The organism is Nocardia sp. NPDC058176 (assembly GCF_042883805.1).
GTDB lineage: Bacteria > Actinomycetota > Actinomycetes > Mycobacteriales > Mycobacteriaceae > Nocardia.
In genome coordinates this window covers 51,230-76,106 of record NZ_JBHVVA010000003.1, presented here as the reverse complement: position 1 = coordinate 76,106, position 24,877 = coordinate 51,230, and the positions used below count along the sequence as shown (strand labels likewise).

Here is a 24,877-nt window from a genome sequence, read left to right as displayed (position 1 = left end):
TAAGCCTATCCCAAGTAGGTGCTATGAATGGAACACGAATGAGTAGGCTTTCCCTCGCGCGTATCCGACCGGGCGTTCGCACGGTCATCGCCGCGCTGGCCGTCGCCGGCCTTGTCGCCGGCTGCGGATCCGATTCCGGCGACACGGATTCGTCCGAAGCCGCTTCGGGCACCCGTGTGGTGACCGGGACGGCGCTCGGCGACGTCGAGGTCCCCGCCGAGCCCAAGCGCGTCGTCGCGGGCTGGCTGGTCGGCACGCTGCTGGTCGATCTCGATGTCACCCCCGTCGGCATGTTCGACGACCTGAAGACCAACGCGAGCCCGGCCGCGCTGGACAAGGTCAAGGACGTGCCCTCGGTCGGCGGTGTCGAGACCTCGGTCAACCTGGAGAAGATCGTCGAGCTGAAGCCCGACCTGATCGTCACCATGGTCCGCCCCGGCATGAAGGGCATCGACCTCACCGCGCTGTCGGACATCGCGCCGACCGTCGCGCTCGAGATCAACGAGCCCACCGGTGTGTGGCTGAACTACCCGAAGGTCGCCGAGGTCGTCGGCAAGCAGGCCGACACCGCCCTGAAGCTGTCGGACCTGGACAAGACCTGGGCCGAGATCTCGATCGCCGAGAAGGACAAGATCGGCGCGCTCGGTGAGGTCGTCTACGCCGAGGGGTCCGCGCAGGCGGGCAACTTCCAGATCGCGACCAGCAAGGCGCTGGTCTACGAGCGGCTGACCAAGTCGGGTCTGACCTACTTCTCCGGCGCCGAGCCGAACCCGGAGCGCTACAACCAGCAGATCTCGCTCGAGGACCTGCCGCGCCTCGCCTCGGCGAAGGCCATCTTCTTCGAAGCCGACATCAACGGCAAGCCCACCGCCCGCACCCAGGCGCTGCTGGACTCGCCGGTGTTCAAGTCGCTGCCCGCCGTCGCGGCAGGCAACGTCTTCCCGCTGCGCACGCCCTACACCTACACGTTCGAAGCCGCTGGTCTGCAGGCCGAGGACATCAAGGGCGCGATCGAGAAGTTCAAGCCCGCGGCCTGACGCCGCTCCAAGACGACACCGGCGTTGCCTTCTGCGCGCCGGTGTCGTCGATTTACGGCGCGGTATCCGCGCCACAGCTCCAATTTTCGACCGATGGGAAGTGACGAAAGTGACCGACAACGCGACGACGACCGGAAACGGTGGCGCCGGAGGACCTTTCGCACTCACCGCGGCACAGCAGGAGATCTGGATCGGTTCGGCGATCATCGCCGACGCCAGCGGCTTCACCGCGGGCGCGATGCTCTCGATCACCGGTCCGGTCGATCTGGACCGGCTGCGCGCGGCGCTGACCTCGGTCATGGCGGCCGCCGAGCCGGTGCACATCCGCATCCGTGACGACGCCGACGGCTTCGCCCAGGAACACAGCAGCACGCCGGTGCCGCTGATCACCGTCGACCTGTCCGGCGAACCCGATCCCGATGCCGCCGCGCGCGCCTGGGTCGACACCGACATGGCCGTCCCCTACGACCTCGGAAACGGCCCCTTGGCGCGCACCGCCGTCGTGGTGCTCGCCCCCGACCGGGTGCTGGCCTATCTGTCGGTGCACCACATCGTCGCCGACGGCATCTCCATCGCCACCATGCTCTCGGCCGCCATCGACGCCTACTACCGCGGCGGCGTCGCCCAGCCGCAGCCGAGCTGGAATGCCGAGGCGCTGAGCGAGGCCGACCGGGCCTACCGCGCCTCGCCCCAGTACGCCGAGGACAACCGCTACTGGCAGGACTTCGTCGCCGACGCGCCCCCGGCGGGTGCGCTGTGCGGTTCGTCGATCATCCCGATCGGGCGGCCGAGCGACGTGGAAGTCGTGGTGGCCGACGGTGTCTCCGAGCGCCTCTTCGGCCTGGCCGAGCAGTGCGGTGTCGGCACCTCGCGGGTGGTCTTCGCCGCGGCCATCGGCTATCTGTACTCGGCGACCGGGCTGGCCGACATGACCGTGGCGGTGCCGATGTCGGGCCGCACCACCGCGCAGGCCCGCGCCAACCTCGGCTCCACCTCCAATGTGCTCCCGTTCCGCGCCCGGCTGCTGCCCGGCGACACCATGCGCACGCTCACCGCGCGCCTCGACGCCGAACTCGGGGAGATGAAGCGGCACAGCCTGTTCCGTGGCGAGGCCGTCAGCAGGCTCGGCCGCACCGGTGGCCGCACCGAACGGCTGATGGGCGCCGGTATCAACATCCTGCCCGCGATTCCGGTGCTGGCCGCGGGTGAGGACCTGCAGTGGACCTTCGAACTCGGTTCGGCGGGCCCGGTCGGCGACATCGAGATCCTCATCTACGTCGACCGCCCGGCCAGGACGATCCGCAGCAATCTGCGCGGTCCCCGCAACGCGGCCGCCGAGCTGGAACAGCACCGGCACGGCTTCGCCGCCTACCTGGCCACCATCGACGCCGATGCCGACACCGAGATCGGTCCCGGCTTCGCCGCGCCGGTGACCCGGCCCGCGGAGTCGGCCGGTCCGCTGGCACCGCTGCCCGGCGTCGAGGACCTGTTGCGCGCGCGCGACGATGCCGCGCCGACCGCGACCGACAACACCCTCGCGCGGCTGGCGGTTCCCGCCGGGCTGAGCGAGCAGGCCGTCCGCGCCGCTGTCCAGGCCCTGGTCGACCGGCACGACAGCCTGCGGCTGCGCGCCACCGAACTCGCACCGGGACTGTGGGATCTCGAGGTCCGGCCCGTCGGCGAGGTCGTGGCCGAGCTGACCACCGACGCCGACCCGCGCACCCTGATCCGTCCCGAGGACGGTGCGCTGCTCGCGGCCGCGTTCACCCCCGGAAACACCGACAGCGCAGGCGAACTCGCGCTCGCGGTACACCCCTTCGCCGCCGACGCGTACTCCTGGCCGACCCTGATCGCCGAGCTGACGGCCTCGTTCGAGCAGCTGCTGCGCGGTGAACCCGTCGACCTGGCCGCGCCGTCGAGCACTCTGCGCGCGTTCGCCGAGGCCGCCGGTACTGCGGCGGCCGAGCCGGACGTCGTCGCCGAACTACCGATCTGGCAGCGCGTGCGCACCGCCTCGACCCGCCCGTTCGCGGCCCGCGCCGCCGCCCTCGGCGCACCCGGTGCGACCGAGCCGGTGCACCTGGTGATCCCGATCGACAACTTCGTCCGCGATCTGGCCGGGCTCGCGGTCTGGCTCGAATCGGCGATGCTCACCTCGATCGCGATGACCACCGAGCGGATGTGCGGTATCGACCGCCCCGACGCCGCCATCGTCGTCGATCTCACCCGCGACGGCAGGGAGGTGCCCGGCGCCGTGGCCACCGGCCAGGTCGGCCGTTTCGGTATCTCCGTGCCGGTCGCGCTCGGCCTGCGCGCCGATGCCGCCGCCGCGCTCGCCGAATCCCGGCAGCGACTGCGCGAACAGCGCGACAACGGCACCGGCTACGCCCTGCTGCGCCACCTGAACCCGCAGGCGCAACTCGCGCTCGACACCGCGCTCGCCCCGGATTTCGCGGTGTCGGTGACCGATTTCGGTGCCCTGGGCGCGGTCGTGGTCGACCTGCCCGGCCTGGCCCGCACGGCGGCCCCGTTGACCCTCGACATCGTGGTCCGCGAGGTCGACGGCAGGCGCTCGCTCGAGGCGACCATCACGGCCGACGACACCGTGCATGCCGACCTGCTCGACGAGTTCGCGCGGGTGTGGACCGAGATCATCTACGAACTGGCCGAATTGGCCGCCGATCCGGCCAACCGGGTGAACCTGGTGCCCGCCGACCTGACCAGGATCGAGCTGACCGTCAGCGAGTTGACCGCCGTCGAGTCGTCGACCCCGGCGCTGCTCGACGACGTCTGGCCGCTCTCGCCGCTGCAGCAGGGCCTGTTCTTCCAATCCGCCTACGCCACCGATGATTCGGCCGGTTCCGGCGATGTCTACACCGCCCAGTTCACCCTCGAGTTCGATCGCTACCTCGAGCCGGAACCGCTGCGGCTGGCGCTGGCCGATCTGCTGCACGGCCATCCCGCGCTGCGGGCCGGGTTCGTCGACGCCGGACTCCCCGAGCCGGTGCAGATCATCGCGCGCGACGCCGAGGTCCGCTTGCGGGTGGTCGATCTGACCGCGCTCGACGCCGCCGAATCCGCGCAGCGGGTCGACGCCGCGCTGGCCGAGGACCGGGCCACCGGTTTCGATCTCGCCGCGCCGCCGGTGTGGCGGGCGACGCTGTTCCAGCGCGCGGAGACCGGCTCGCTGCTCGCGGTGAACCGGCAGTTCCTGCTGTGGGACGGCTGGTCCAACGGCCCGTTCATCGGGCAGCTGCTCGCGGGCTATGCCGCGCACGCCTCGGGCACCGCTCCCGTCGTCGAGCCGCACACCGCCTTCGCCGAGTATCTGAGCTGGACGCGAGGCCAGGACATCGAGGCGGCGCGACGGTACTGGCGCGGTGCGCTCGCCGAGCTGACCGAACCGTGCCTGGTGCGCCCCGATGCCTCGCTCGACGTGGCGGTCAGCCCGCAGGTGCGCACGGTCTCGCTGTCGACCGAGAGCTCGTCGGCCCTGGATCTGCTCGCCAAGCGGCATTCGGTGACGGTGAACACCGTGCTCAATGCCGCACTGGCGGCGACCATCTCGCGCCTGCTCGGCCGCGCCGACATCGTCTTCGGCAACACCGTGGCCGGGCGCCCGCCGGAGATCCCCGGCATCGACAGCGCCATCGGCATGTTCCTCAACACCGTGCCGGTGCGGGTGGGTCTTCGCCCCGATCTCACCCCGGCCGACCTGTTCGCCCAGGTGCACACCGACCGGCTCGACCGGATGGAGTACGAGCACCTGCCGCTGTCGCGGATCATCGAGTCCACCGGGCACCGCCAGCTCTTCGACGTGCTGTTCGTGCTGCAGAACTTCATCGACGACGCGCGCCTGGGCGCCGAGCACGGCATCGTCGGCGGCAGCAGCCTCGACCACACCCACTATCCGCTGACCGTGGTGGTGACGCCGGGACCGCAGCTCACCGTGAAGCTGGAATCGCGGCCCGATCTCGTCGACGACGCGCAGGCACAGCACTTCCTCGACGAATTCACCGGCCTGCTCGACCGTTTCGCCACCGAGCCCGGCTCGCTCACCGCACCGCTGGCGACCGTGGACACCGGTGCGCTGGCCGGTGCCACCATCAAGGGCCACCCCTGCGAGGTGGGCACCGAGAGCATCGCCGACCTGCTGGCTGACCAGTCGCTGCGCACCCCCGAGGCCGAGGCGCTGGTGCTCGGCGAGCGCACGCTGACCTTCGGTGAACTCGATGCCGAGATCAACCGGCTGGCCCGGCTGCTCAACCGCGCGGGTGCCCGCCCGGAAACCTATGTGGCACTGGCGATTCCGCGCACAATCGAGATGGTCGTCGCACTGTTCGCGGTGCTGCGCACCGGGGCGGGCTACGTTCCGCTCGAACTCGAGCATCCCGACGACCGGCTGCACGCGATCCTGGACAAGGCCGCGCCCGGCGTGCTCCTGACCACCGAATCCGCCGCCGCCCGTTTCACGGCCGGCGCGACGACCCTGGTCCTCGACAGCGAGCAGGTGCGCGCCGACCTGGCCGCCACCGATCCCGCGCCGCTGACCGACGACGAACTCGGCACCTTCGCCCGCACCAACCCCGACCGCCTCACCCACCCCGCCTACGTCATCTTCACCTCCGGCTCGACCGGCGAGCCCAAGGGCGTGGTGACCCCCTACGCCGGGCTCACCAACATGCAGCTCAACCACGAGCGCGAGATCTTCGCTCCCGCCATCGAACTCGCGGGCGGCGGACAGTTGCGGATCGCGCACACCGTGTCGTTCGCGTTCGACATGTCCTGGGAAGAGCTGCTGTGGCTGGCCTTCGGCCACACCGTGCACGTGTGCGACGAGGACCTGCGCCGCGATCCGACCGCGCTGGTGAACTACTGCGACACCCACCGCATCGACGTCCTCAACGTCACCCCCACCTATGCCGAGCACCTCATCGCCGAGGGCCTGCTCGACCACGACCCGGCTACCGGGGCGCACCGGCCCGCGCTGGTGCTGCTCGGCGGCGAGGCCGTCGGCGTCGGGGTGTGGGACAACCTGCGCGACACCGAGTCGACCTACGGCTACAACCTGTACGGGCCCACCGAATACACCATCAACACCCTCGGCGGCGGCACCACCGACAGCCCGACGCCCACGGTGGGCAGGCCGATCTTCAACACCGACGCCTACCTGCTCGACCCGTGGCTGCGGCCGGTGCCCGAGGGCATGATCGGCGAGCTGTACGTCAGCGGAATCGGTTTGGCGCGTGGCTATCTGGACCAGCCCGCGCTCACCGCCGAACGGTTCGTCGCCGATCCGGCCGCGCCGGGGCAGCGGATGTACCGCACCGGTGACCTGGTCCGCCTCGACGCGGCGGGCAATCTGGAATTCCACGGCCGCAGCGACGACCAGGTGAAGATCCGCGGCTACCGGGTCGAGCCCAGCGAGATCGCCGCCGTGCTCAGCGGCCTGACCGATATCGAGCGCGCGGTTGTCGTCGCCGACAAGTCCGGCGACACCGCCCGCCTGCTCGCCTTCGTCGTGCTGCCGCCGGGCACCCCGCCGCAGCGCACCGACGCGATCCGCGGTGAACTCGCCGACCTGCTGCCCGCCTACATGGTGCCCGCCGCGGTGACCGCCATCGCGACCATCCCGATGACCGTCAACGGCAAGCTCGATGTCTCGGCCCTGCCGATCAGCCGGGCCGACGGCGCGCAGTCGCGGCCGCCGCGCACCATCCTGGAGCGGGTGCTGTGCGAGACCTTCAGCGAGGTGCTCGGCCGGGTCGCCGGGGTCGAGGACAGCTTCTTCGACCTGGGCGGGCACTCGCTGCTCATCATGACGCTGCGGCGCGCCCTGCGTGATCGCCTCGACCTCGACATCCCGATGGCCGATCTGTTCGGCTACGCGACCCCCGAGGCACTGGCCGCCAAGATCGAGGGCCGCGACGGTGGTGGCTTCGCCCGGATGACCGCGCCCGTGCTCACCCTGCGCCGCGGCGAGGGCGATCCGGTGTTCTGCCTGCCGCCCGGTACCGGATTGGGTTGGCAGTACACCCAATTGACGCGCTACATCCCCGGTGACGCGCCGGTGCACGCCATCCAGTCGCCCTACATCACCGGCGAACGCGAGGTCAGCACCGATCTCGGTGAGCTGGTTCGCCGCTACGCCGATCTCATCGAGGCGACCGCCCCCGAGGGCAACTATCGCCTGATCGGCTGGTCGTTCGGCGGCAATGTGGCGCTCGCGGTCGCGGCCGAGCTGCGCGCGCGGGGCCATCGGGTGCCCGCGCTGGTCATGCTCGACTCCGCGGCCGAGGTGCCGCGCGAGTACCTCGAACGCGCCGCGCTGATCACCCCGGCCGCCGCCGCGCTGCTCTCGCTCGGTATCGCGGTGCCGCCCGCCGAGTTCGACTCGCTGACCATCACCGACGCGACGGCGCGGGTCCGCGCGACCGAGACGTTCATGTCCACGTTCGACGTCGACACCATCGAAGCCGTGATCTACGGCAGCGCGTGGAGTCTCGAGGTGATGACGCACGCCAAGTACCCCGTGTTCGACGGTGACGTGCTGTTCGTCCACGCCGCGGGCGCCGAGGTGGGTTCGCGGGCGCTCTCGGACGATGCGGTCCGCCAGTGGGAACCGTCCATCGGCGGCGAACTGCGCGTGATCGATGTCGAGGCCGTGCACGTGCAGATGCTCGACCGCACCGTCGTCGACGCCTACGGCCCGGAACTGGAACGGGAGCTGACCCGATGACGCGCACCGTGGCCGCGCCGCCGAGCACCGCCGAGACCACCGCGCTGCCGCTCTCGGCGGCGCAGAGCTCGATCTGGTTCGCCCAGCAGCTGCAACCGCAGAACCCGATCTTCAACATCGCCACCGCGTGCGAGATCCGCGGCGAACTCGACCGGGACGTGTTCGACCGGGCGGTCGCCCACACCATGGGCGAGGCGAGCTGCCTGGCGATGAACATCGACGCGGGCGGATTCACCCAGCGGCCGGGTCCGCCGATCGCGCCGCTGGGCGAGGTGATCGATCTGTCCGGCGCGGCCGACCCGTGGGCCGCGTTCCACGAGTTCATGCACGCCGACGTGACCGCCGTGCACGAGCTGTCGTCCGGGCCCACGCTGCGCCACGAACTGATCCGCCTCGCCCCCGACCGGCACCTGTGGTTCCTGCGTTCCCATCACGCGCTGATCGACGGTTACGCGGTGAACCTGGTGTTCCGCCGGGCCGCCCTGGTGTACACGGCGCTGGCGGCGGGTCGGGAACCGCGCGGTGGTTTCGGGGAGCTGCCGGAACTGCTCGACGAGGAACAGCGCTATCTCGAGTCCGCCGAGCATCGGGCCGACGCCGAATTCTGGGCGTCTGAGCTGCGTGACATCGGGCCCGGTGTGGTGCTGGTGCCCGGTGCCGAACGGCTGGCGCGGCGCGTGCGCTTCGGTGAGATCACCGTGGGCAGTGCGACTTTCGCCGATGTCAATCGGCTGGCCGAGGAAACCGGTTCCAGCTGGGGCACCGTGGTCACCGCGGCCTTCGCCGCCTATCTCGCCCGCCGCACCGCCCGTCGCGACATCACCCTCGGCTATCCGGTGATGAACCGGCTCGGGTCGGCGGCGGCGCGCATTCCGACGATGAACGTGAACCTGCTGCCGCTGGCGATCGACGTGGCGCCTTCGGACACCCCGCGCGAGCTGGTCGAGCGCGCGCACGCCGCGATCACCAGAATCCAGCCGCACCAACGTTTCCGGGGCGAGCCGGTCGGCGACGGCACGCGTCTGGCCAGTGGATTCAGCGACCGCATCGGGCCGGTCGTCAACGTCAAGCCCTTCGGCGACGAGGTGCGCTTCGGCGCCCTGCACGGCACCATCCACTCGCTGTACCGCGGTCCCGTCCAAGATCTTTCGGCCACCATCTCGGCCACCACCAGCGGCGATCTCAAGATCCAGTGCGATGCCGACGCCGACCTCTACACCGCCGAGGATCTGGACCGGCACCTGCGCGAGCTGCGCCGCTTCGTCCGCGCCTTCGCGGCGCCGGAGGACGAAACCGGCTCGGACCCGGTGCGGGCTGCTGGCGCGCGGGTGACTGTTCGCACGCTGCCCCTGGACGATCCCGACGAGATCGCCCGCATCCGGGACGAGTGGAGCGGGGCGGGGGTAGCCACCCCGACGACTGATCCCGACTCGTCCGCCGCGCCTGCCCACCTCGATGCCGATGCGACCCTGATCGAGGTGTTCGCGGCCGCGGCGCTGGCGGACCCCGAGGCCACCGCCATCGTCGTCGACGGGCGGGCACTGTCCTTCGCCGAGCTCGATGCACACTCGAATCGGCTGGCGCGGAACCTGATTCATCGCGGTGTCGCGGTCGAGGATCGGGTCGCTCTGCACCTGGCATCCAGCGTGGAGATGGTGGTCGCCATTCTCGCCACCTGGAAGGCCGGGGCGGCGTATGTGCCCGTCGATCCGACCTACCCCGAGGATCGAGTTCGCTATATCCTCGACGACTCGGCCGCCGCCGCCGTCCTCACCGCCGCCGATATCAGCGGCGCGCTCGGTGGGCAGTTTCCAGCGTCGACCGACACCGAGCTCAGCGCGACCGGTGCACTGGCCGCCACATCGAGCCGGGACGCCCTCGGCGCAACCGGTGCGCAAGCAGCGGGCGGCCGGCAGGAGTGCGGGGGTCCGAACACGGTGTCTCCCGACGACCGCGGTGGGGACCGCGCCGAGGGCCGCTCGGCTTCCGAGCACGCGGCGGTGACAGCTGCCGAGCGCAGGGGCGTGCTCACCGCGAACAGCGCCGCCTATGTCATCTACACGTCTGGGTCGACCGGTAAGCCCAAGGGTGTCGTGGTCCCGCATCGTGGGCCGTTGAATCTTCTTCGCTCGCACCGGCATTACACGATGGACCGGGCGGCGGGGCGGCAGCTGCGGGTGCTCAACACCTACAGCTTCTCCTTCGACTCCTCCATCGGGCCGCTCATGTGGATGCTCGACGGGAACGAACTGCACGCGCTGGGGCGCGATGCCGCGCTCGATGCGAGCGGGGTGGTCGAGTACGTGCGCGCGCAGCGGATCGACTACATCGATGCGGTGCCGGTGCTGATGGAGCAGTACGTCGAACTCGGGCTCCTCGATGGTGCCGCGCATCGGCCCGGGCGGCTGGCCGTCGGTGGTGAGGCGGTGCCGAACCGCTTCTGGAGCCGCCTGCACGAGCAGCGAGACCTGCTGGCGTTCAACCTCTATGGTCCCACCGAGGCCAGCGTCGACTCCGGTTTCGCCGTGGTCGCGGACGCCCCGGAGCCGACGATCGGCCGTCCCACCCACGGCGGCCGCCTCTATGTGCTCGATCCCCTGCTGCTGCCGTGCGGCCTCGGCCGCGCCGGTGAGCTCTACATCGGCGGGCCCCAGCTGGCGCGCGGCTATCACGACCGATTCGGTTTGACCGCACAGCGTTTCGTCGCCGACCCGTTCGCCCCAGGCCAACGGCTCTATCGCACCGGCGATCTGGTGCGCTGGCGTACCGACGGCCAGCTCGAGTTCATCGGCCGTGCCGACGACCAGGTGAAGATCCGCGGCTACCGCGTCGAACTCGGCGAGGTGGAGACCGCGCTGGCCCGCCATGTCGACGCCGAACGCGTCGTGGCCGAGGTGCGCAGCGGCTCCAACGGTTCCACCCGGCTCATCGCCTACCTCGTGCGCCGCGACACCGACTGGCCCGACGCCGAACTGGACGCGCTGCGCCGCCGCCTCGGTGACGAACTGCCGGACTACATGATCCCGTCCGCGTTCGTCGGCATCGCCGAACTCCCGCTGGGCCCCAACGGCAAGGTCGACCGGGCGGCGCTCCCCGACCCGCAGCGCGCGAGCACCGGCGAGCACCCCGTGAGCGACGACCGGATCGGCGCGATCCGCACCGCCTTCGCCGAAATCCTCGACCTGCCCGGCGTGGGCCCCGACGACGACTTCTTCGCCCTCGGCGGCGACAGCATCGTCTCCATCCGCCTCACCACCCACCTCAAGCGCCTCGGCGTCGTCACCACACCCCGCGACGTCTTCGAATGCCGCACCCCCGCAGCCCTTTCCGTGCGCGCGGAGGCCACCTCGACACCGCGCGAGCGCGAACCCGAGGGCTACGGCATCGGCGAGATCCCCCTCACCCCGATCATCGCCCGAGTCCTCGCCAACGGCGGCCGCATCAACCGCTTCTCCCACGCCATGGTCCTGCACGCCCCCACCGACATCTCCCTCAGCGCACTCACCGAAGCCGTTGCCGCCCTGCGCAGTACACACGACATGCTGCGCGCACGACTCGTCACACACCCCGTCGGCCACGCGCACACGTCCGCCGGCTTGATCCCACCTACCAGCGCCAACCCGCCTGTCGGCGCCCACCCGGAGCCCGTCGCACAACCAGCCGCCGGCGAAAACCCTTCGGCCATCACAGGTTCAGTTGAAGGCGCGGGTCAACCCACCGGCATGGGTCCGGGGGGCTCGGCAGACGCTGCACGCAGCGGTTCGGCGGCCGAAAGTCCCGCCGAAGAGGAGCGCATCGAGTCGAGTTTCGGGCATTCGTTCGATATCCATGCCCGGCTCGTGGTCGATCCACCCGGCACGGACGGCGAGATCGTGTCCGAGCATCTGCTCGACCGCGCCGGTGACGAGCACCCCGTCCTCGACCGGCTGGCCGACACGCTCGATCCCGCCACCGGGGCCCTGCTGCGCGTGGCACTGCTGCGGTACCGCGACGGCACCGCGCCCCGGATCGGCGTGCTGGTGCACCATCTCACGATCGACGGCGTCTCCTGGCGGATTCTGCTCGACGATCTCGCCGCCGCCTACTCGCTCGCCGCGACGGGCACACCGATCGAGCTCGACCGCGTTCCCACCTCGTTCCGTCGGTGGGCCGAATCGCTACAGGACCTGGGCCGCACCGGCGCACTCGCCGCGCAGTTGCCGTACTGGACGGCGATCGCGACCGACCGCGGCACGAGTTCCTTTGCCCGCGAACTCGATCCGGACCGTGACACCGCGGCGACGACCCGCACGCACACCGTCGAGGTGCCCGCCGCCGTCACCGAACTCCTGCTGACCGAACTACCGGCGCGCTTCAATGCCGGTGTCCAGGACGCGCTACTTGCCGCGCTGGCAGTGGCGACGGCCAGCGTGCTCGGTGAGACGAGTTTCGTCGCCGACGTCGAGGGCCACGGCCGCGAGGAGACCATCGTCGAGGCGGCCGATCTCTCGCGCACCCTCGGCTGGTTCACCAGCTTCTACCCGGTCCGCATCGACCTCAACGGCATCGACCCGGCCGAGGTCCGCGCCGGTGCGGCCGCGGCGGGCGCGGTGCTGAAACTGGCCAAGGAGGGTCTGCGCGCCGCTCCCGACAACGGCATCGGCTACGCGATCCTCGCCGAACTCGACCCCACCGCAACAGAATTGGCCCAGCGCCCCCGGCCCGAGATCCTGTTCAACTACCTGGGCCGCATGGGTACCGCCGCCACCCCCCAACCCTGGACCCCCGCCGACCCGGACAACCCCCTCCAGGTCCGCCACGACCCCACCATGCCCGCCAGCCACCCCCTGGTCGTCAACGCCATGGCCGTCCCCCACCCCACCGGCACCATCCTCCGCGCCGACTGGACCTGGCCAACCACCCTCGTCCCCGACGAAACGATCACCACCCTCCACCACACCTGGCTCGAAACCCTCACCGCCCTCTCCACCTACCTCGCCACCACCGACACCACCGGCCTCACCCCCTCCGACACCGCCGTCCCCACCCTCACCCAGGCCGAAATCGACGAATTCGAAGCCGACTGGGACCTGTGAGTTCTCCACTACGTCATTGGGGCAGGTGACCGAGCAAGGCTGCGCATTCCGCACACTCCTCTAAGCCCGCATGGTCCTGCATCGGCACGAAGAACACACCGCAGAGCGCACGCGAAGCCTCTCCACTGATTGTCGATGCCGCGAGATGCTCCTTGTGCACTCGATGGCTGACGGTGCCGAGCTCTTGTGGCAGAAGTTCATCGCGTGCCGACACAACCCGCAGCCGTTCCGCTTGTGCTCTGCTGTGACCTGGCTCGGACAACGTCGAATACGACGTACCGTAGCGATCCCAGCCTTGCACCGGAGGTGAGAGCGAAACAAGGACACGCACCGTCAGAAGCCATCCGAGGTTGCTGGCCGCGAATTCGTTGTCGAGGTCGAGCTCGATCACCAGTTCCTCATACTCGTCGACCACCGCGATCGTGAGTTCAGCAGTCCCCATGGATCCGCTGCGCACTGGATGTGGAAAGCAAACCGACAGCTTCCCTCGCGGTCGGCTTTGCCGAGTGCCTCGGCGATGTCCCGCTGAACCTGCAGTTCCCACTGAGTGATCAACCAAGCCGACTTCTCGGCCTTGAACAGCTTGCGATCGAGGTCAGTCGGCAGGAGTTCCAGGCCCCCGGTGCGCTCGACAATTTCGCCGAGCCATTGATAGAAGTCCGCACCGTCCTTGTGCCCTCCCTTCGCGAGACCGGCCGCACAGATCCACCGCACTCCAGAATCAGGATCAATCCACAGCCCCGCGCGCCATTGAGAGTTCCGCAGCTCCTGCAACCTCAGATCACCCGAGCAGGCAATCAGGCGGGGTGGCGGGTCATTCGACGGATCGGACCCGTAAAGCGTAGAAGCCTTGCGCAGCACGGGATGTGGGAGCTCACTGAACGGATGCAGGTCCGTCCACCGACTGTCCGCCACAGCCCGCATCACGTACGGCTCTACCCAATCCGTGAAGAGGTCCTCGGTGAGCACGCGAACAGTGGGGCGAGCACGGCGATATGGGGACACCCGGCGATGGTTCCAGGCAGAGCCGCACGCCTTCCACTCATCGAGGACCTACTCGCAGGTTCTGATGAGCTCAGATCTCGTCCATCAGCTCGTCGACGGCCCCGGCACGCGCACGATCGACGTGCGCGAAACGCTCGGCAAGCTCTCGACGGTCACGCTGACGGTTGCGTTCGAACTCGATGACATCCGCCAGGTTGATCCGACGGTCGCGCCCCACACGAAACGACGGCAGTTCTCCGGAATCGAGCAGCTTGTACAAGTGTGTACGACTCATCCCGAGACGCTGCGCGACTTGCGCGGGAGTCCACACCGCATCGATCCCCGACATTGCTACATCCGAACCAGCGAGGACGCTTCTGACAAGTGCTTGCAACAGCTCGCGAAGTTCCGAGGGCGCAAGCTCGCCCACCAACCCTTCGACCTTCGCCAGCTCCGCGGGCGACACCTGGGCAGCATCGACACGATGAATCGAAGTAGCCATCGGACGCCTCCTGAGTCTGCATCCATCAAACCTGCAGATGTCATACATGGAAATAATGTCACAGATGACACTACGAGGTTCGACTGGTCCGGTCAATACTCACCAGGTCACAATCGGCCTTCGCCCAACTCCGGCAGGAAACGCGCGTCGCCCCGGCCTCCGGCCGATTTCTCGGGCGGGTGCCGGGGCGGCGGTGCGTGGCGGCCCGATGAGGGTGGGGCCGTCACGGTTTGTGTGGCGGGACCGGCGGGGGCCGGTGGCCGTCACAAGCTCGGGTCAGCCTTCCTCGGAGACTTTGTGGCTGTCCAGGTTGCGCAGGGTCTTGAGCACGCACCACAGTGCGATGGTCAGGACGCAGCCCGCGGCGCCGTAGACCAGGAAGACGTCGCGGGTCGGGACCACGCTCGAGACCAGGCCGGCGACGACCGCGCCGACCGAGACGGCGACGGTGATCTGGGCGGTCCACACACCGGAGACCCGGCCGCGGAACTCGTCGGGAGTGTGGGCCTGGACCACCGCGAAGCGCGCGATGTCGCTGACCACGCGGCCCGCGCCGTGCGCGACCAGACCGAAGAACACCGCGATGGTGGCGCCGACCAGACCGGCACCGATGAAACCGGCCGCCGAGATCAGGGTGGCGGCGAAGATCACCTGGCCGCCGCGCCGGATCGAGCCGGTCCAGCCGGAGGTGAGCGAACCGAGCACCGCGCCCACCGCGGGGGCGGCGAACAGCAGGCCGACGGTGGCCTCGCCGCCGTGCAGGACTTCGGCCACGTACTCGGGGACGAGCACGTTCCAGCCCGACAGCAGCATCGTCACGAAGCCGGCCAGCAGCGTCGCGCCGACCACCTTGTGACTGAAGGCGAACCGGAAGCCGGAGATGATCGCCTGCACGGGCGACTCGCCGTGGGTGCGCTCGGGGATCATCCGGCCGAGCCGGGCGATGAGGATCGTCGTGATCAGGCTCGCGCCTGCGGCCAGCCAGTAGTTGGCGGTGACGCCGGCCCAGGCGATGAGCACACCGCCGAGCGCGGGCGCGGCCATCGAACCGAGGTCGACGGTCAGCGCCATCAGCGCGCCCGCCGCGGCGAGTTTGTCGCGCGGGATCAGGCCAGGTGTCGCCGCGACCAGCGCGGTCGCGGAGATGCCACCGGCCAGACCGTCGACGACGGCGCAGACGAAGATCGCCCAGATCTGCGGATCGGGCAGCATGGCGTTGAGCGCGAGCAGGGCGAACCCGATGGTCGCCGCGCCGCGTGCGCCCGCGATCACGGTGCGCCGGTCGTAGCGGTCGGCCGCGATGCCACCGAGCAGCGTGCCGCCGAAGGCGGAGATGCCGATGACGGCCGAGACCATCGCGACCTGGGCCGTGGAGCCGGTCAGCTGATAGACCTGGATCGGCAGTGCCACCACCAGGAAGCCGATGCCGAACACCGAGATGGTGCGGGCGATGAACAGGGTGCGGAACTCGGGACTGGTCCGCAGTGGGTCCAGGTCGATCGCGATCTTGCGCGGCGGGGCCGCGGTCACGGCGCGACGACGTCGAGCCAGAGCCCGAGGACCGGGTCGGCGGCGAGGGTGACGAAGTCCGCCTGCGGCGCGCCCGCGGAGCGCCACTTCTCGACCAGCTGCATCAGCCGGACCGAGTCCAGGCCCGCGTCGAACAGATTGGTGTCCTCGGTGAGCTCACCGGGTTCGACGCCGAGCGCGGCGGCGATGTCGGCGATCACGGTCTCCCGGTCGACGGTGGTTGTGGTTTCCTCGGACATCGACGTCCCTCTCGATCTAGGCGTGGTCAGGTCAGCGCGACGACAGCTGGTCGACGGCGCCCGGCACCGGCTCTGCCGCATCATTACCGAGCGCAACGATCTTATTCTGGGCGTCCACGTGGACGACCTTGGGCTCGTGCACCAGCACCTCGGCGGGCTCGAGCTGGGTGTAGGACATGATGATCACCAGGTCGCCCGGGTTCACCAGGTGCGCGGCGGCGCCGTTGATGCAGATCTGCCCCGAGCCCGCCTCGCCGGTGATCACGTAGGTCTCCAGCCGGGCACCGTTGGTGATGTCGACGACCGCCACCTGCTCGCCCTCGACCAGATCGGCCGCCCGCAGCAGATCCTCGTCGATCGTGATCGACCCGACGTAGTGCAGATCGGCCTGCGTGACCGTGGCACGGTGGATCTTGCCGTTGACGAGCGTACGAAGCATTCGCTTTCTCCCACTGCATAGTTCGATGGACCGCCGGTGCCGGCGCAGAACACGCCACGGCCGACCGAAAGGTTAGGCTACACTAATCCACCCACTCAGTGGCAACCTTCGATACGCATCACACGTATAGGCTATTTTAAATCACTCGTCGTCTTCGGCGTGATGGTCCAGGTTGACCGTGCCGACGCGCCAGTAGCCGTCGACCTTCATCTGCTCCTTGGACAGGCCGAGCTCGTCGACGAAGAAGCGCCGGATCGGCCGCAGCGAGGTCGATTCCCCGGCCGCCCAGGCGAAGACCCGCCCCTCGGGCCGCTCCAGCGCACGGATCGCCTCCACCAGCAGCGTGGTGGTGCCGGGCGCGGCCGCACCACGGCGCAGATACGTCACGTGGATGCGGTCGGAGACGGGCAGGGCGATCTCGTCGGCGGCGTCGGTGACCTCGACGAAGGCGCGCACCTGCTTGTCGGCGGGCAGTTCCTCGAGCCAGCGGTGCAGCGCGGGCAGCGCGGTCTCGTCGGCGGCCAGCAGGTACCAGTCGTAGCCGACGGGGTAGATGTGGGAGCCGCGCGGGCCGATCACGCCGATCCGGTCGCCGGGCTGCGCGGACGCGGCCCAGCTGCCGCCGATGCCGTGCGTGTGCAGCACGAAATCGATGGTGACCGCACGCTTGTCGGCATCGTAGGCGCGAATGGTGTAGTCGCGGAACTGCGGACGCCGCCCGTCGGCGCGCGGGACGATCCCGAACGGCCCGATCTCGGGCAGCACCAGCTCACCGGTCTCCGCCTCCGGGAAGAACAGCTTGAAGTGACTGTCCGCGGCCATCGGCACGAACGGGAAGTCGTCCTCGATGTCCGTGCCGCCGAGCACGATCCGCTGCATGCGCGGGGTGAGCGCGATGGTCTCGAGCACCTCCAGCACGCGGGGCGCGATCGGATGCATGACCAGGTTGATCGTGTCCTGGCCGGGGGTCGCCACGTTGTTCACAGCAGTTCCTTTCGTTCGGATGCGCGCACGCGCGGAATCACCAGGGGGGTACCCGATTCCGGGTCGTCGATGATGCGGCAGGCCAGCCCGAAGACGTGCTCGACCAGCTCGGCGGTGATCACTTCCTCCGGGCGGCCCTCGGCCACGATGACGCCGTCCTTCATCGCGATCAGGTGATCGCCGTAGCGGCAGGCGTGGTTGAGATCGTGCAGCACCGCGACCATGGTGTGCGCGCGGTCGCGGTTGAGATCGCGGAACAGTTCGAGCAGTTCGATCTGATGGGCGATGTCGAGGAAGGTCGTCGGTTCGTCGAGCAGCATCAGCGGCGTCTCCTGGGCCAGCACCATGGCCACCCACACGCGCTGGCGCTGACCGCCCGACAGCTCGTCGACCAGGCGCGGGGACAGCTCGGTGACACCGGTCGCGGCCATCGCCGCGATCACCGCGTCCTCGTCGGCGCGCGACCACTGCCGGATCAGCTTCTGGTGCGGATACCGGCCGCGCGCGACCAGATCGGCCACCGAGATGCCGTCCGGCGCGGTCGAGGTCTGCGGCAGCAGGCCGAGCTTGCGGGCGACCTCCTTGGCCGGATACGACGAGATCGCCTTGCCGTCGAGCAGCACGGTGCCCGCCGACGGTTTGAGCAACCGCGACAGCGCGCGCAACAGCGTGGACTTGCCACAGGCGTTGGGCCCGACGATCACGGTGAACGCGTTGTCGGGGATCTGCACCGTCAGCTCGGAGCTGATCACCCGTTTGTCGTAGCCGATGGTGATCTCGTGCGCGGCCAGCCGCGAAATATCGGTGCTCAACGTCGTACCTCCCGTGCCAGCAGCCAAACGAAATACAGACCGCCGATCGAAACCGTGACCACCCCGACCGGCAACTGGTTCGGGGCGAAAGCGCGCTGGGCGATCCAGTCCGCGGTGACCAGCAGCAGCGCGCCCATCGCCGCGGCGGGCAGCACCGCCACCGACGCGGTCCTGGTGAGCCTGCGGGCCAGCTGCGGCGCGGCCAGCGAGACGAACACGATCGGCCCGGCCGCCGCGGTGGCCAGCGCGGTGAGGGCGACACCGACCAGCACCAGCGCGAGCCGGGTCGGTTCCACCCGGATGCCGAGCGCGCGGGCGGCGTCGTCACCGAGGTCGAGGACCGGGATCCGGTAGGCGAGCAGCACCGCGCAGGGCAGCAGCACGGCGAGCACGATCGTCACCGGCAGCACCTGATCCCAGCCCAGCCCGGCCAGCGAGCCCTGCCCCCACACCGCGGCGGCCATGGCCGCGGTCAGATCGGCCTTGATGATCAGCCAGACGTTCATCGACTGCAGCATCGCGCTGATCGCGATGCCGACGATGATCAGCCGGAATCCCTGCACGCCGTTCTTGAACGCGAGCACGTAGACCACCGCCGCGGTGGCCAAGCCGCCGAGCAGCGCGCCCGCCGCGGTCTGGTAGTAGCCGCCGCCGACGATCAGCATGACGAACAGCGCGCCGGTGTAGGCGCCGAAGTTGAAGCCGATGATGTCGGGGCTGCCCAGCGGATTGCGGGTCAGCGACTGGAAGATCGCGCCGCTGGCGCCCAGCGCCGCACCGAACATCAGGGCCAGCAGCACGCGCGGCATCCGCCACTTGCCGACCACGAGTTCGTCGGTGCGCGAGCCCTCGCCGAAGATGGCGCGCAGCACGTCGGGCGGGGAGATCGTGTAGTCGCCGGTGCCCAGCGCGATGACCGCGACGACGCCGGTCAGTCCGAGCAGCACGGCCACGACCGCGACGACCCGCAGGCCGATCCGTGCCGAGAGCCGATCGGTGACCCGGACGGTGCTGACGGCCCGGCCGAAGTCGACGCGTGATCTGTCCCTGATGATCCTCACAGACCACTCGCCTTCTTGCGGCGGACCAGCAGGATCAGCACCGGCGCGCCGACGAAAGCGGTGACGATGCCGACCTGCAGTTCCGCGGGACGCAGGACAATCCGGCCGAGCACATCCGAGAGCAGCACCAGGGTGGCGGCGCCGAACACGGTGTAGGGCAGGATCCACCGCTGATCGGGGCCGACCAGCCAGCGGGCGACGTGCGGCACCATCAGGCCGACGAAGCCGATCGGACCGGCCGCCGCCGTCGCGGCACCGCACAGCAGCGTCACCGCGATGATGCCGAGCGCGCGGGTGTTCTTGATGTCGACGCCGAGCGAGCGGGCCAGGTCGTCACCGAGGGCGATCGAGTTGAGCGGACGCGCCACCGACAGGCCGAGCACCAGGCCGAGCGCGACGAATCCGCTGACCGCCCAGAGCACATCGGCGTTGGCGCCCGCGATCGAACCCGCGAACCAGTACCGCATGTGATCGAAGGTCTTGGGGTTCATCAGCATCAACCCGTTGGTGATACCGACGAGCACCGCGCCGATCGCGACACCGGACAGTGTGATCCGGATGGGTGTGGTGCCGCCGCGGCCCATCGAGCCGAGCAGGTAGACCGCCACCGTCACCACCACCGCGCCGAGGAAGGCGAACCACACATACGACCAGATGCTGGTGAAGCCGAAGATCGCCACGGCCAGCGCGACGAAGAACGCGGCGCCCGCGTTCACGCCGAGGATGCCGGGATCGGCGAGGGGGTTGCGCGTCATCGCCTGGATCAGCGCGCCCGCCACGCCGAGCGCCATGCCGATCAGCAGGCCGAGCAGGGTGCGCGGCACCCGCAGCGACCGCACGACCAGCTGATCGGGCGAACCGTCGTAGTGCCACAGCGCGTTCCAGACCGTGCCGAGGGGTATGTCGCGAGTGCCGATGGTCATGCTCAGGACCAGCGCGACGAGCAGGATCAGCGCCGCGACCAGCAGGCCGAGCGCGCGGCCGCGGTTCGAGGTGACCGTGGCCTTGGTGAGGACCGGCTTCTCGGTGGTTCCGACGACCTCGGTGGTCGCGCTCATGCCCGCGCGCCGATCTTCCAGCGCTGCGCGCGTTCCTGTTCGGTCCAGAAGTCGGCGTAGCGGCCGCCCGCGGCGAGCAGTTCGTCGTGGGTGCCGGTCTCGGCGACGCGACCGTGTTCGAGGAAGACGATGCGGTCGGCGGCCCGCACGGTGTCGAGCCGGTGCGCGATGACCAGGACGGTGCGGCCCGCGGTGAGCGCCGTGGTGGCGGCGCGGATCGCGGCCTCGTTCTCCGCGTCCAGCGCCGAGGTGGCCTCGTCGAGCAGCACCACCGGCGCGTCCTTGAGCAGGGCGCGCGCCAGCGAGATCCGTTGCCGCTCACCGCCCGACAGCGCCGCGCCGCCCTCGCCGACGGTGGTGTCCCAGCCCTCGGGCAGCCGGTCGACGATCTCGTCGACCCTGGCGCGGGCGGCCGCGGCGGCCAGCTGCGCCTCGGTGGCGTCCGGGCGGGCGATGAGCACGTTCTCGCGGATGGTGCCGTCGAACAGGTACACATCCTGGAAGACCATCGAGACCGCGGCCATCAGCTCGGCCGAGCCGATCGCGCGGATGTCCTTGCCGCCCAGGGTGATCGACCCGGAGTCGAGGTCCCAGAACCGGGCGACGAGCCGGGCCAGGGTGGTCTTGCCGGACCCGGAGGGACCGACGATGGCGCACACCGTGCCCTGCGGGACGGCGAAACCGACACCGTCGATGATGGTGCGCTCGGCGTCGTAGCCGAAGGTGACGTCGTCGAGCACGATCGAGGAGTCGGCGGGCGCCGAGGTGTCGGAACCGGCTTCGGGTTCGGGCAGCACCGGGGTGGCCACGATGTCACCGATCTCGGCGAGGGTGCGTTCGGCGGCCCAGATGACGCTGCCGGTGCGCCCGAGCGCGGCCATCGAGTCGACCAGCAGCGCGGCCAGCACGATGGCGATCGTCGCGACCACCGCGCTCACCGCGCCGGATTCGGCCCGGTACAGCGCGGTCAGCAGCACCGAGGACAGGAACAGCGCGGTGCCGGTCTGGAAGACGACCGACCCGGTCACCGCGCCGCGGAAGTAGGCGGCGGAGGCGGCGCGCACCCGCTCGAGCGCGCCGGTCATCTCCGAATCGGCCTGCGCGGTCTGCCCGTAGGCCCGCAGTACCGACTGCAACTGGGCGAACTCGACGAGTTCGGCGTTGATCTGTTCGGTGGTGGTGTTGCCCGTCGAGGTGGCACCGCGCAGCAGCCGCGCGGCGGCGAAGTACAGCACCACCAGGATCGCCAGGCCGACCGCGGCGACCGCGCCGGTCACCGGGTCGACCACCAGCAGCACCACCCACACCGCGGCCGCCAGCGCCGCGGCCCTGATGTTCACCGCGACAACGCCGTTCAGCGTCGCGGCCAGCATCCGGGTCGCCTCGTTGGCCAGCCGGGTCAGCGCGGCGGCGCGGGCCGGGGAGAACCAGCCCAGCGGCAGCGCGACCACGTGCTCGGCCAGCCGATGCTGCAGCGAGGCCACGATCTCGCTGGTCACCGCGCGCTGACGCGCCGTGGCGGCGCGATGGGAACCGACGGCGAGCACGAGCAGCACGGCCAGCACCGCGGCCCACCACCAGGCCTGCGGGAACCGGTCACCGATCAGGGCGTCGAGCAGCGGCACCAGGACGGCGAAACAGGCGCCCTCGACCAGGGCCGAGGCCGCGACCAGCCAGTAGCACCGGCGCATCCGCTGCCGGACCGGTTCGGTGACGACACCTCCTGCCAACGCGATCATCGCGCCGTCACCTCCGTCTGCCGGGTGGAGCCCTGCGCCGAGGCCGCCCACATCCGGGCGTAGCGCCCGTCGGCGGCGAGTAGTTCGGCGTGCGTGCCGGATTCGGCGATCCGGCCCTCGTCGAGCACGACGATGGTGTCGGCGTCGACCACGGTGTTGAGCTGATGGGCGATCACCAGGGTGGTCTTGTCGGCCATGAGATTCGACAGCGCGTCCTGGATGCGGGCGGCCGATTCGGGATCGGCCGAGGCGGTCGGCTCGTCGAGGACCAGGATCGGGGCGTCGGCCAGGATCGCGCGGGCGATCGCGACGCGCTGGGACTCACCGCCGGACAGGCGCGCGTCGTCGCCGATCACCGAGTCGTAGCCGCGCGGCAGTTCGGCGACGCGGTCGTCGATGCCGGCCAGGCGGGCCGCTGCGGCCACGGCAGCGTCGTCGGCATCGGGTCTGGCCAGGCGAATGTTGTCGGCGATCGAGCGGCGCAGCAGCTGCGGATCCTGGAAGACGAAGGCCAGATCGCGGTAGAGCTCCTCGGGTTCGACCTCGCGAATATCGCGGCCGCACACCCGGATCACGCCCGAGTCGACATCCCAGAATCGCGGAATCAACCGGGCGAGAGTGGATTTGCCCGAGCCGGACGCGCCGACCACGGCGGTCACGGTGCCCGGCGCGAGCCGCAGATCGATCTCGCGCAGCACCGGTGTGTCGGCGCGGTAGCCGAAGCTCACCCCGGCGAATTCGACGGCGGCTTCCCCGCGCGGCGTCTCGCCGGGGCGGACCTCGAGCGGGGTCTCGCCGAAGATCTGGGCCAGTGACATCCCGACCATCCGGGCCCGGCGACCGGCCATCAGCACCATCGGCAGCGACCACACCCCGCGCGAGATGACCCACGACAGCAGCAGGAACGGTACGACGACGATGCCGTCGATCCAGCCCGCGGCGGTGAACACGGTCCCGGCGAGCGCGGTGACCACGATGGTGACGATCCACGAGGACAGGATCGAGGTGAGCCGGGTGCGGCGGGCCTCGACGGCCTCGGCGCGCAGGTAGGTCTCGGCGAACCGGTCAGCGGCGGCACCGAAGCGCCGGGTGCCGCGCTGGGCCTGGCCGAAGACCTTGAAGACCGAGATGCCCTGGGCGAGTTCGGTGGTGCGGGCGCCGAGCAGGCGCGCGGCGTCCTCGTGCTCGGCTTCCTCGGGGCTGGGATTGCGGCCCTGGCGGGTGAGGATCACGGTGGCGGCCACGGTCGGCGCCATCACCACGAGCGCGAGGCGCCAGTCGACCCACAGCAGATAGCCGGTGGACAGCACCGTCGTGGCGACGAAGCGCGGCAGCATCGGAATGCCCTCGCCGACCAGCACACTCAGCGAACCGATGTCGGCGCCGACGGTCTTGCGGACCTGGGCCGAACCGTTGCGGGTGAACCAGCCCAGCGGCAGGCGTTCGAGGTGGGCGACCACCGCGCGGCGCGCGGCGTACTCCACCTGGCGGCTCGCGCCGAAGCTCAGCGCGAACGAGATCCCGTGCGCGGCGGGCGCGGCGAAGAGACTGATCACCGCGACCAGGGCCCAGCCGCGTACCGAGTCGGTGACGCCGTCGCCGATCAGCGCGGTCAGCAACTGGCCGAGGGCGATGAAGGTGAGCACCGTCGCGACGGCGACGAACAGTTGCAGCAGGGCCGCGGCGATCAGTCGCGTCCGCACCGGGCGCAGCAGCAGCGCCAGCTGCGATGGGTCGGCCGGACGACCGGACCCACCATCCCCGGCAGTCCGCGACATGGACGTCCTCCTGAACTCATCGCCTGACCAGCGACAACTACTTACAAATACGCATATGGACAGTACAGGCTAAAAGTCCTGCACACGCCAATCGGCGGGCCCGAGGACCGGACCCGCCGATGGCTGTACCGCAACCTGTTCGAGAAGAATCAGGAAGCGGAAACGGTGAGGAAGTACTCGATCGCGGCGGCGATGGCCACCGGGACGCCGACGAGCAGCGCGCCGGCCATGGTGCCGAGCGGCGCCAGCATGACCGCACCCGCGAGGCAACCCGCGATCGGGCCGCCACCGAGCAGCAGAGCCAGCGGAGCGGTCACCGCGCCACCGAGGACGCCACCGGCGACACAACCGACAGCGGCAGCGCCGACGGCACCGACCAGGGCGCCGATCGCGGCACCGACCGACAGGCGGCTACCGAACTTCTGCCAGGCCGAGGCCTCGCGCTGCTGAGGGGAGACCTCGGCGATTTCCTTGGGCGCGTTGGCCGAAGGCTTGTAGTACGCACCATCGGTGGTCGGGGTCAGCCGGGCGGTGTTGCCGTTGATCTCGGCCTTCACCGGGTACGCGATGTCGTCGATGCTGACCTCGAGCGGCACGCCGCCCACGATCACGCCGTCGGCGTTCTTGATCTGGAACTGGCCGTTGGCGACGGTCAGGGTGCCCGCATCGGTGGTGATGACAGCGGCGGTGTCGTCACGGTCGGCGGTGTAGTTCACCACGCCGGGGATGATCTGGGTGGCGATGCCGCCGGGGGGCGCCACCGGAGCGGGAACCGCGCCGGCGTTGCCTGCGGTGCCGGCGATCCCGACCGCGGCGATAGCCACCATCGAGGCGATCGCCATCTTCCTCATCTTCATGCTTTTCCTTCTGCTCGTCGACCGAGTGCCAGGGAACGGCCCG

General features: G+C 70.0%; 16 protein-coding genes. 3 read left to right on the top strand and 13 right to left on the bottom strand.

Going from position 1 to position 24,877, the window contains the following annotated elements; genetic code table 11:
- Window positions 1–38: 38 nt before the first annotated feature.
- From ACFVVM_RS18490 to ACFVVM_RS18480, 3 genes are all read left to right on the top strand, one after another.
- Entirely contained in the window at window positions 39–1,037 is a 999-nt protein-coding gene (locus ACFVVM_RS18490; RefSeq protein ID WP_387619464.1) for an ABC transporter substrate-binding protein, read from the top strand.
- Window positions 1,038–1,137: 100 nt separating this feature from the next.
- Window positions 1,138–7,776, top strand: coding sequence for an amino acid adenylation domain-containing protein (locus tag ACFVVM_RS18485; protein ID WP_387619461.1), 6,639 nt, complete (start codon window positions 1,138–1,140; stop codon window positions 7,774–7,776).
- Window positions 7,773–12,851 (top strand): amino acid adenylation domain-containing protein, encoded by a 5,079-nt coding sequence (locus ACFVVM_RS18480; RefSeq protein WP_387619458.1) that lies wholly within the window; start codon window positions 7,773–7,775, stop codon window positions 12,849–12,851. The genes ACFVVM_RS18485 and ACFVVM_RS18480 overlap by 4 nt, the downstream gene beginning before the upstream one ends.
- Before the next feature lie 13 nt (window positions 12,852–12,864).
- Here the strand turns inward: ACFVVM_RS18480 and ACFVVM_RS18475 are convergent, their stop codons facing one another.
- The 13 genes from ACFVVM_RS18475 to ACFVVM_RS18415 all read right to left on the bottom strand — a co-directional run bounded on the left by ACFVVM_RS18475 (window position 12,865) and on the right by ACFVVM_RS18415 (window position 24,834).
- Window positions 12,865–13,266, bottom strand: a complete 402-nt coding sequence (locus ACFVVM_RS18475; protein ID WP_387619455.1) for a DUF3039 domain-containing protein — start codon at window positions 13,264–13,266, stop codon at window positions 12,865–12,867.
- Complete coding sequence (locus ACFVVM_RS18470) at window positions 13,239–13,820, bottom strand: hypothetical protein (RefSeq protein ID WP_387619453.1); 582 nt, start codon at window positions 13,818–13,820, stop codon at window positions 13,239–13,241. The genes ACFVVM_RS18475 and ACFVVM_RS18470 overlap by 28 nt, the downstream gene beginning before the upstream one ends.
- Before the next feature lie 106 nt (window positions 13,821–13,926).
- A complete protein-coding gene (locus ACFVVM_RS18465) occupies window positions 13,927–14,337 on the bottom strand; it encodes a helix-turn-helix domain-containing protein (protein ID WP_387619450.1) in 411 nt (136 codons plus the stop codon).
- A 276-nt stretch (window positions 14,338–14,613) separates the two neighbouring features.
- A complete protein-coding gene (entS, locus tag ACFVVM_RS18460; protein WP_387619447.1) occupies window positions 14,614–15,867 on the bottom strand; it encodes an enterobactin transporter EntS in 1,254 nt (417 codons plus the stop codon).
- Window positions 15,864–16,106: a phosphopantetheine-binding protein gene (locus tag ACFVVM_RS18455; protein WP_387619444.1), complete on the bottom strand. Its 243-nt coding sequence runs from the start codon at window positions 16,104–16,106 to the stop codon at window positions 15,864–15,866. Before ACFVVM_RS18455 ends, entS begins: the two co-directional genes overlap by 4 nt.
- Before the next feature lie 31 nt (window positions 16,107–16,137).
- Complete coding sequence (gene panD / locus ACFVVM_RS18450) at window positions 16,138–16,545, bottom strand: aspartate 1-decarboxylase (RefSeq protein WP_387619441.1); 408 nt, start codon at window positions 16,543–16,545, stop codon at window positions 16,138–16,140.
- A gap of 141 nt (window positions 16,546–16,686) precedes the next feature.
- A complete protein-coding gene (locus tag ACFVVM_RS18445) occupies window positions 16,687–17,529 on the bottom strand; it encodes a siderophore-interacting protein (RefSeq protein WP_387619438.1) in 843 nt (280 codons plus the stop codon).
- Window positions 17,526–18,341, bottom strand: a complete 816-nt coding sequence (locus ACFVVM_RS18440; protein ID WP_387619435.1) for an ABC transporter ATP-binding protein — start codon at window positions 18,339–18,341, stop codon at window positions 17,526–17,528. The genes ACFVVM_RS18445 and ACFVVM_RS18440 overlap by 4 nt, the downstream gene beginning before the upstream one ends.
- Entirely contained in the window at window positions 18,338–19,393 is a 1,056-nt protein-coding gene (locus ACFVVM_RS18435; protein ID WP_387620856.1) for a FecCD family ABC transporter permease, read from the bottom strand. The genes ACFVVM_RS18440 and ACFVVM_RS18435 overlap by 4 nt, the downstream gene beginning before the upstream one ends.
- A 5-nt stretch (window positions 19,394–19,398) precedes the next feature.
- Window positions 19,399–20,460 carry a FecCD family ABC transporter permease gene (locus tag ACFVVM_RS18430; protein ID WP_387619432.1) on the bottom strand — a complete coding sequence of 354 codons (1,062 nt, stop codon included), beginning with the start codon at window positions 20,458–20,460 and terminating at the stop codon, window positions 19,399–19,401.
- Window positions 20,457–22,199, bottom strand: a complete 1,743-nt coding sequence (locus ACFVVM_RS18425) for an ABC transporter ATP-binding protein (protein ID WP_387619430.1) — start codon at window positions 22,197–22,199, stop codon at window positions 20,457–20,459. Before ACFVVM_RS18425 ends, ACFVVM_RS18430 begins: the two co-directional genes overlap by 4 nt.
- On the bottom strand, window positions 22,196–23,977 hold the full coding sequence (locus ACFVVM_RS18420) for an ABC transporter ATP-binding protein (protein ID WP_387619427.1): 1,782 nt from the start codon (window positions 23,975–23,977) through the stop codon (window positions 22,196–22,198). Before ACFVVM_RS18420 ends, ACFVVM_RS18425 begins: the two co-directional genes overlap by 4 nt.
- Window positions 23,978–24,126: 149 nt before the next feature.
- Window positions 24,127–24,834: a hypothetical protein gene (locus tag ACFVVM_RS18415; protein WP_387619424.1), complete on the bottom strand. Its 708-nt coding sequence runs from the start codon at window positions 24,832–24,834 to the stop codon at window positions 24,127–24,129.
- Window positions 24,835–24,877: the final 43 nt, after the last annotated feature.

Excerpts from the sequence above, each read along its gene's own strand:
- ACFVVM_RS18490 (WP_387619464.1), top strand. The coding sequence starts at position 39 with ATGAGTAGGCTTTCCCTCGCGCGTATCCGACCGGGCGTTCGCACGGTC.
- ACFVVM_RS18480 (WP_387619458.1), top strand. The coding sequence starts at position 7,773 with ATGACGCGCACCGTGGCCGCGCCGCCGAGCACCGCCGAGACCACCGCG.
- ACFVVM_RS18465 (WP_387619450.1), bottom strand. The coding sequence starts at position 14,337 with ATGGCTACTTCGATTCATCGTGTCGATGCTGCCCAGGTGTCGCCCGCG.
- ACFVVM_RS18455 (WP_387619444.1), bottom strand. The coding sequence starts at position 16,106 with ATGTCCGAGGAAACCACAACCACCGTCGACCGGGAGACCGTGATCGCC.
- panD (WP_387619441.1), bottom strand. The coding sequence starts at position 16,545 with ATGCTTCGTACGCTCGTCAACGGCAAGATCCACCGTGCCACGGTCACG.
- ACFVVM_RS18430 (WP_387619432.1), bottom strand. The coding sequence starts at position 20,460 with ATGAGCGCGACCACCGAGGTCGTCGGAACCACCGAGAAGCCGGTCCTC.
- ACFVVM_RS18425 (WP_387619430.1), bottom strand. The coding sequence starts at position 22,199 with ATGATCGCGTTGGCAGGAGGTGTCGTCACCGAACCGGTCCGGCAGCGG.
- ACFVVM_RS18420 (WP_387619427.1), bottom strand. The coding sequence starts at position 23,977 with ATGTCGCGGACTGCCGGGGATGGTGGGTCCGGTCGTCCGGCCGACCCA.
- ACFVVM_RS18415 (WP_387619424.1), bottom strand. The coding sequence starts at position 24,834 with ATGAAGATGAGGAAGATGGCGATCGCCTCGATGGTGGCTATCGCCGCG.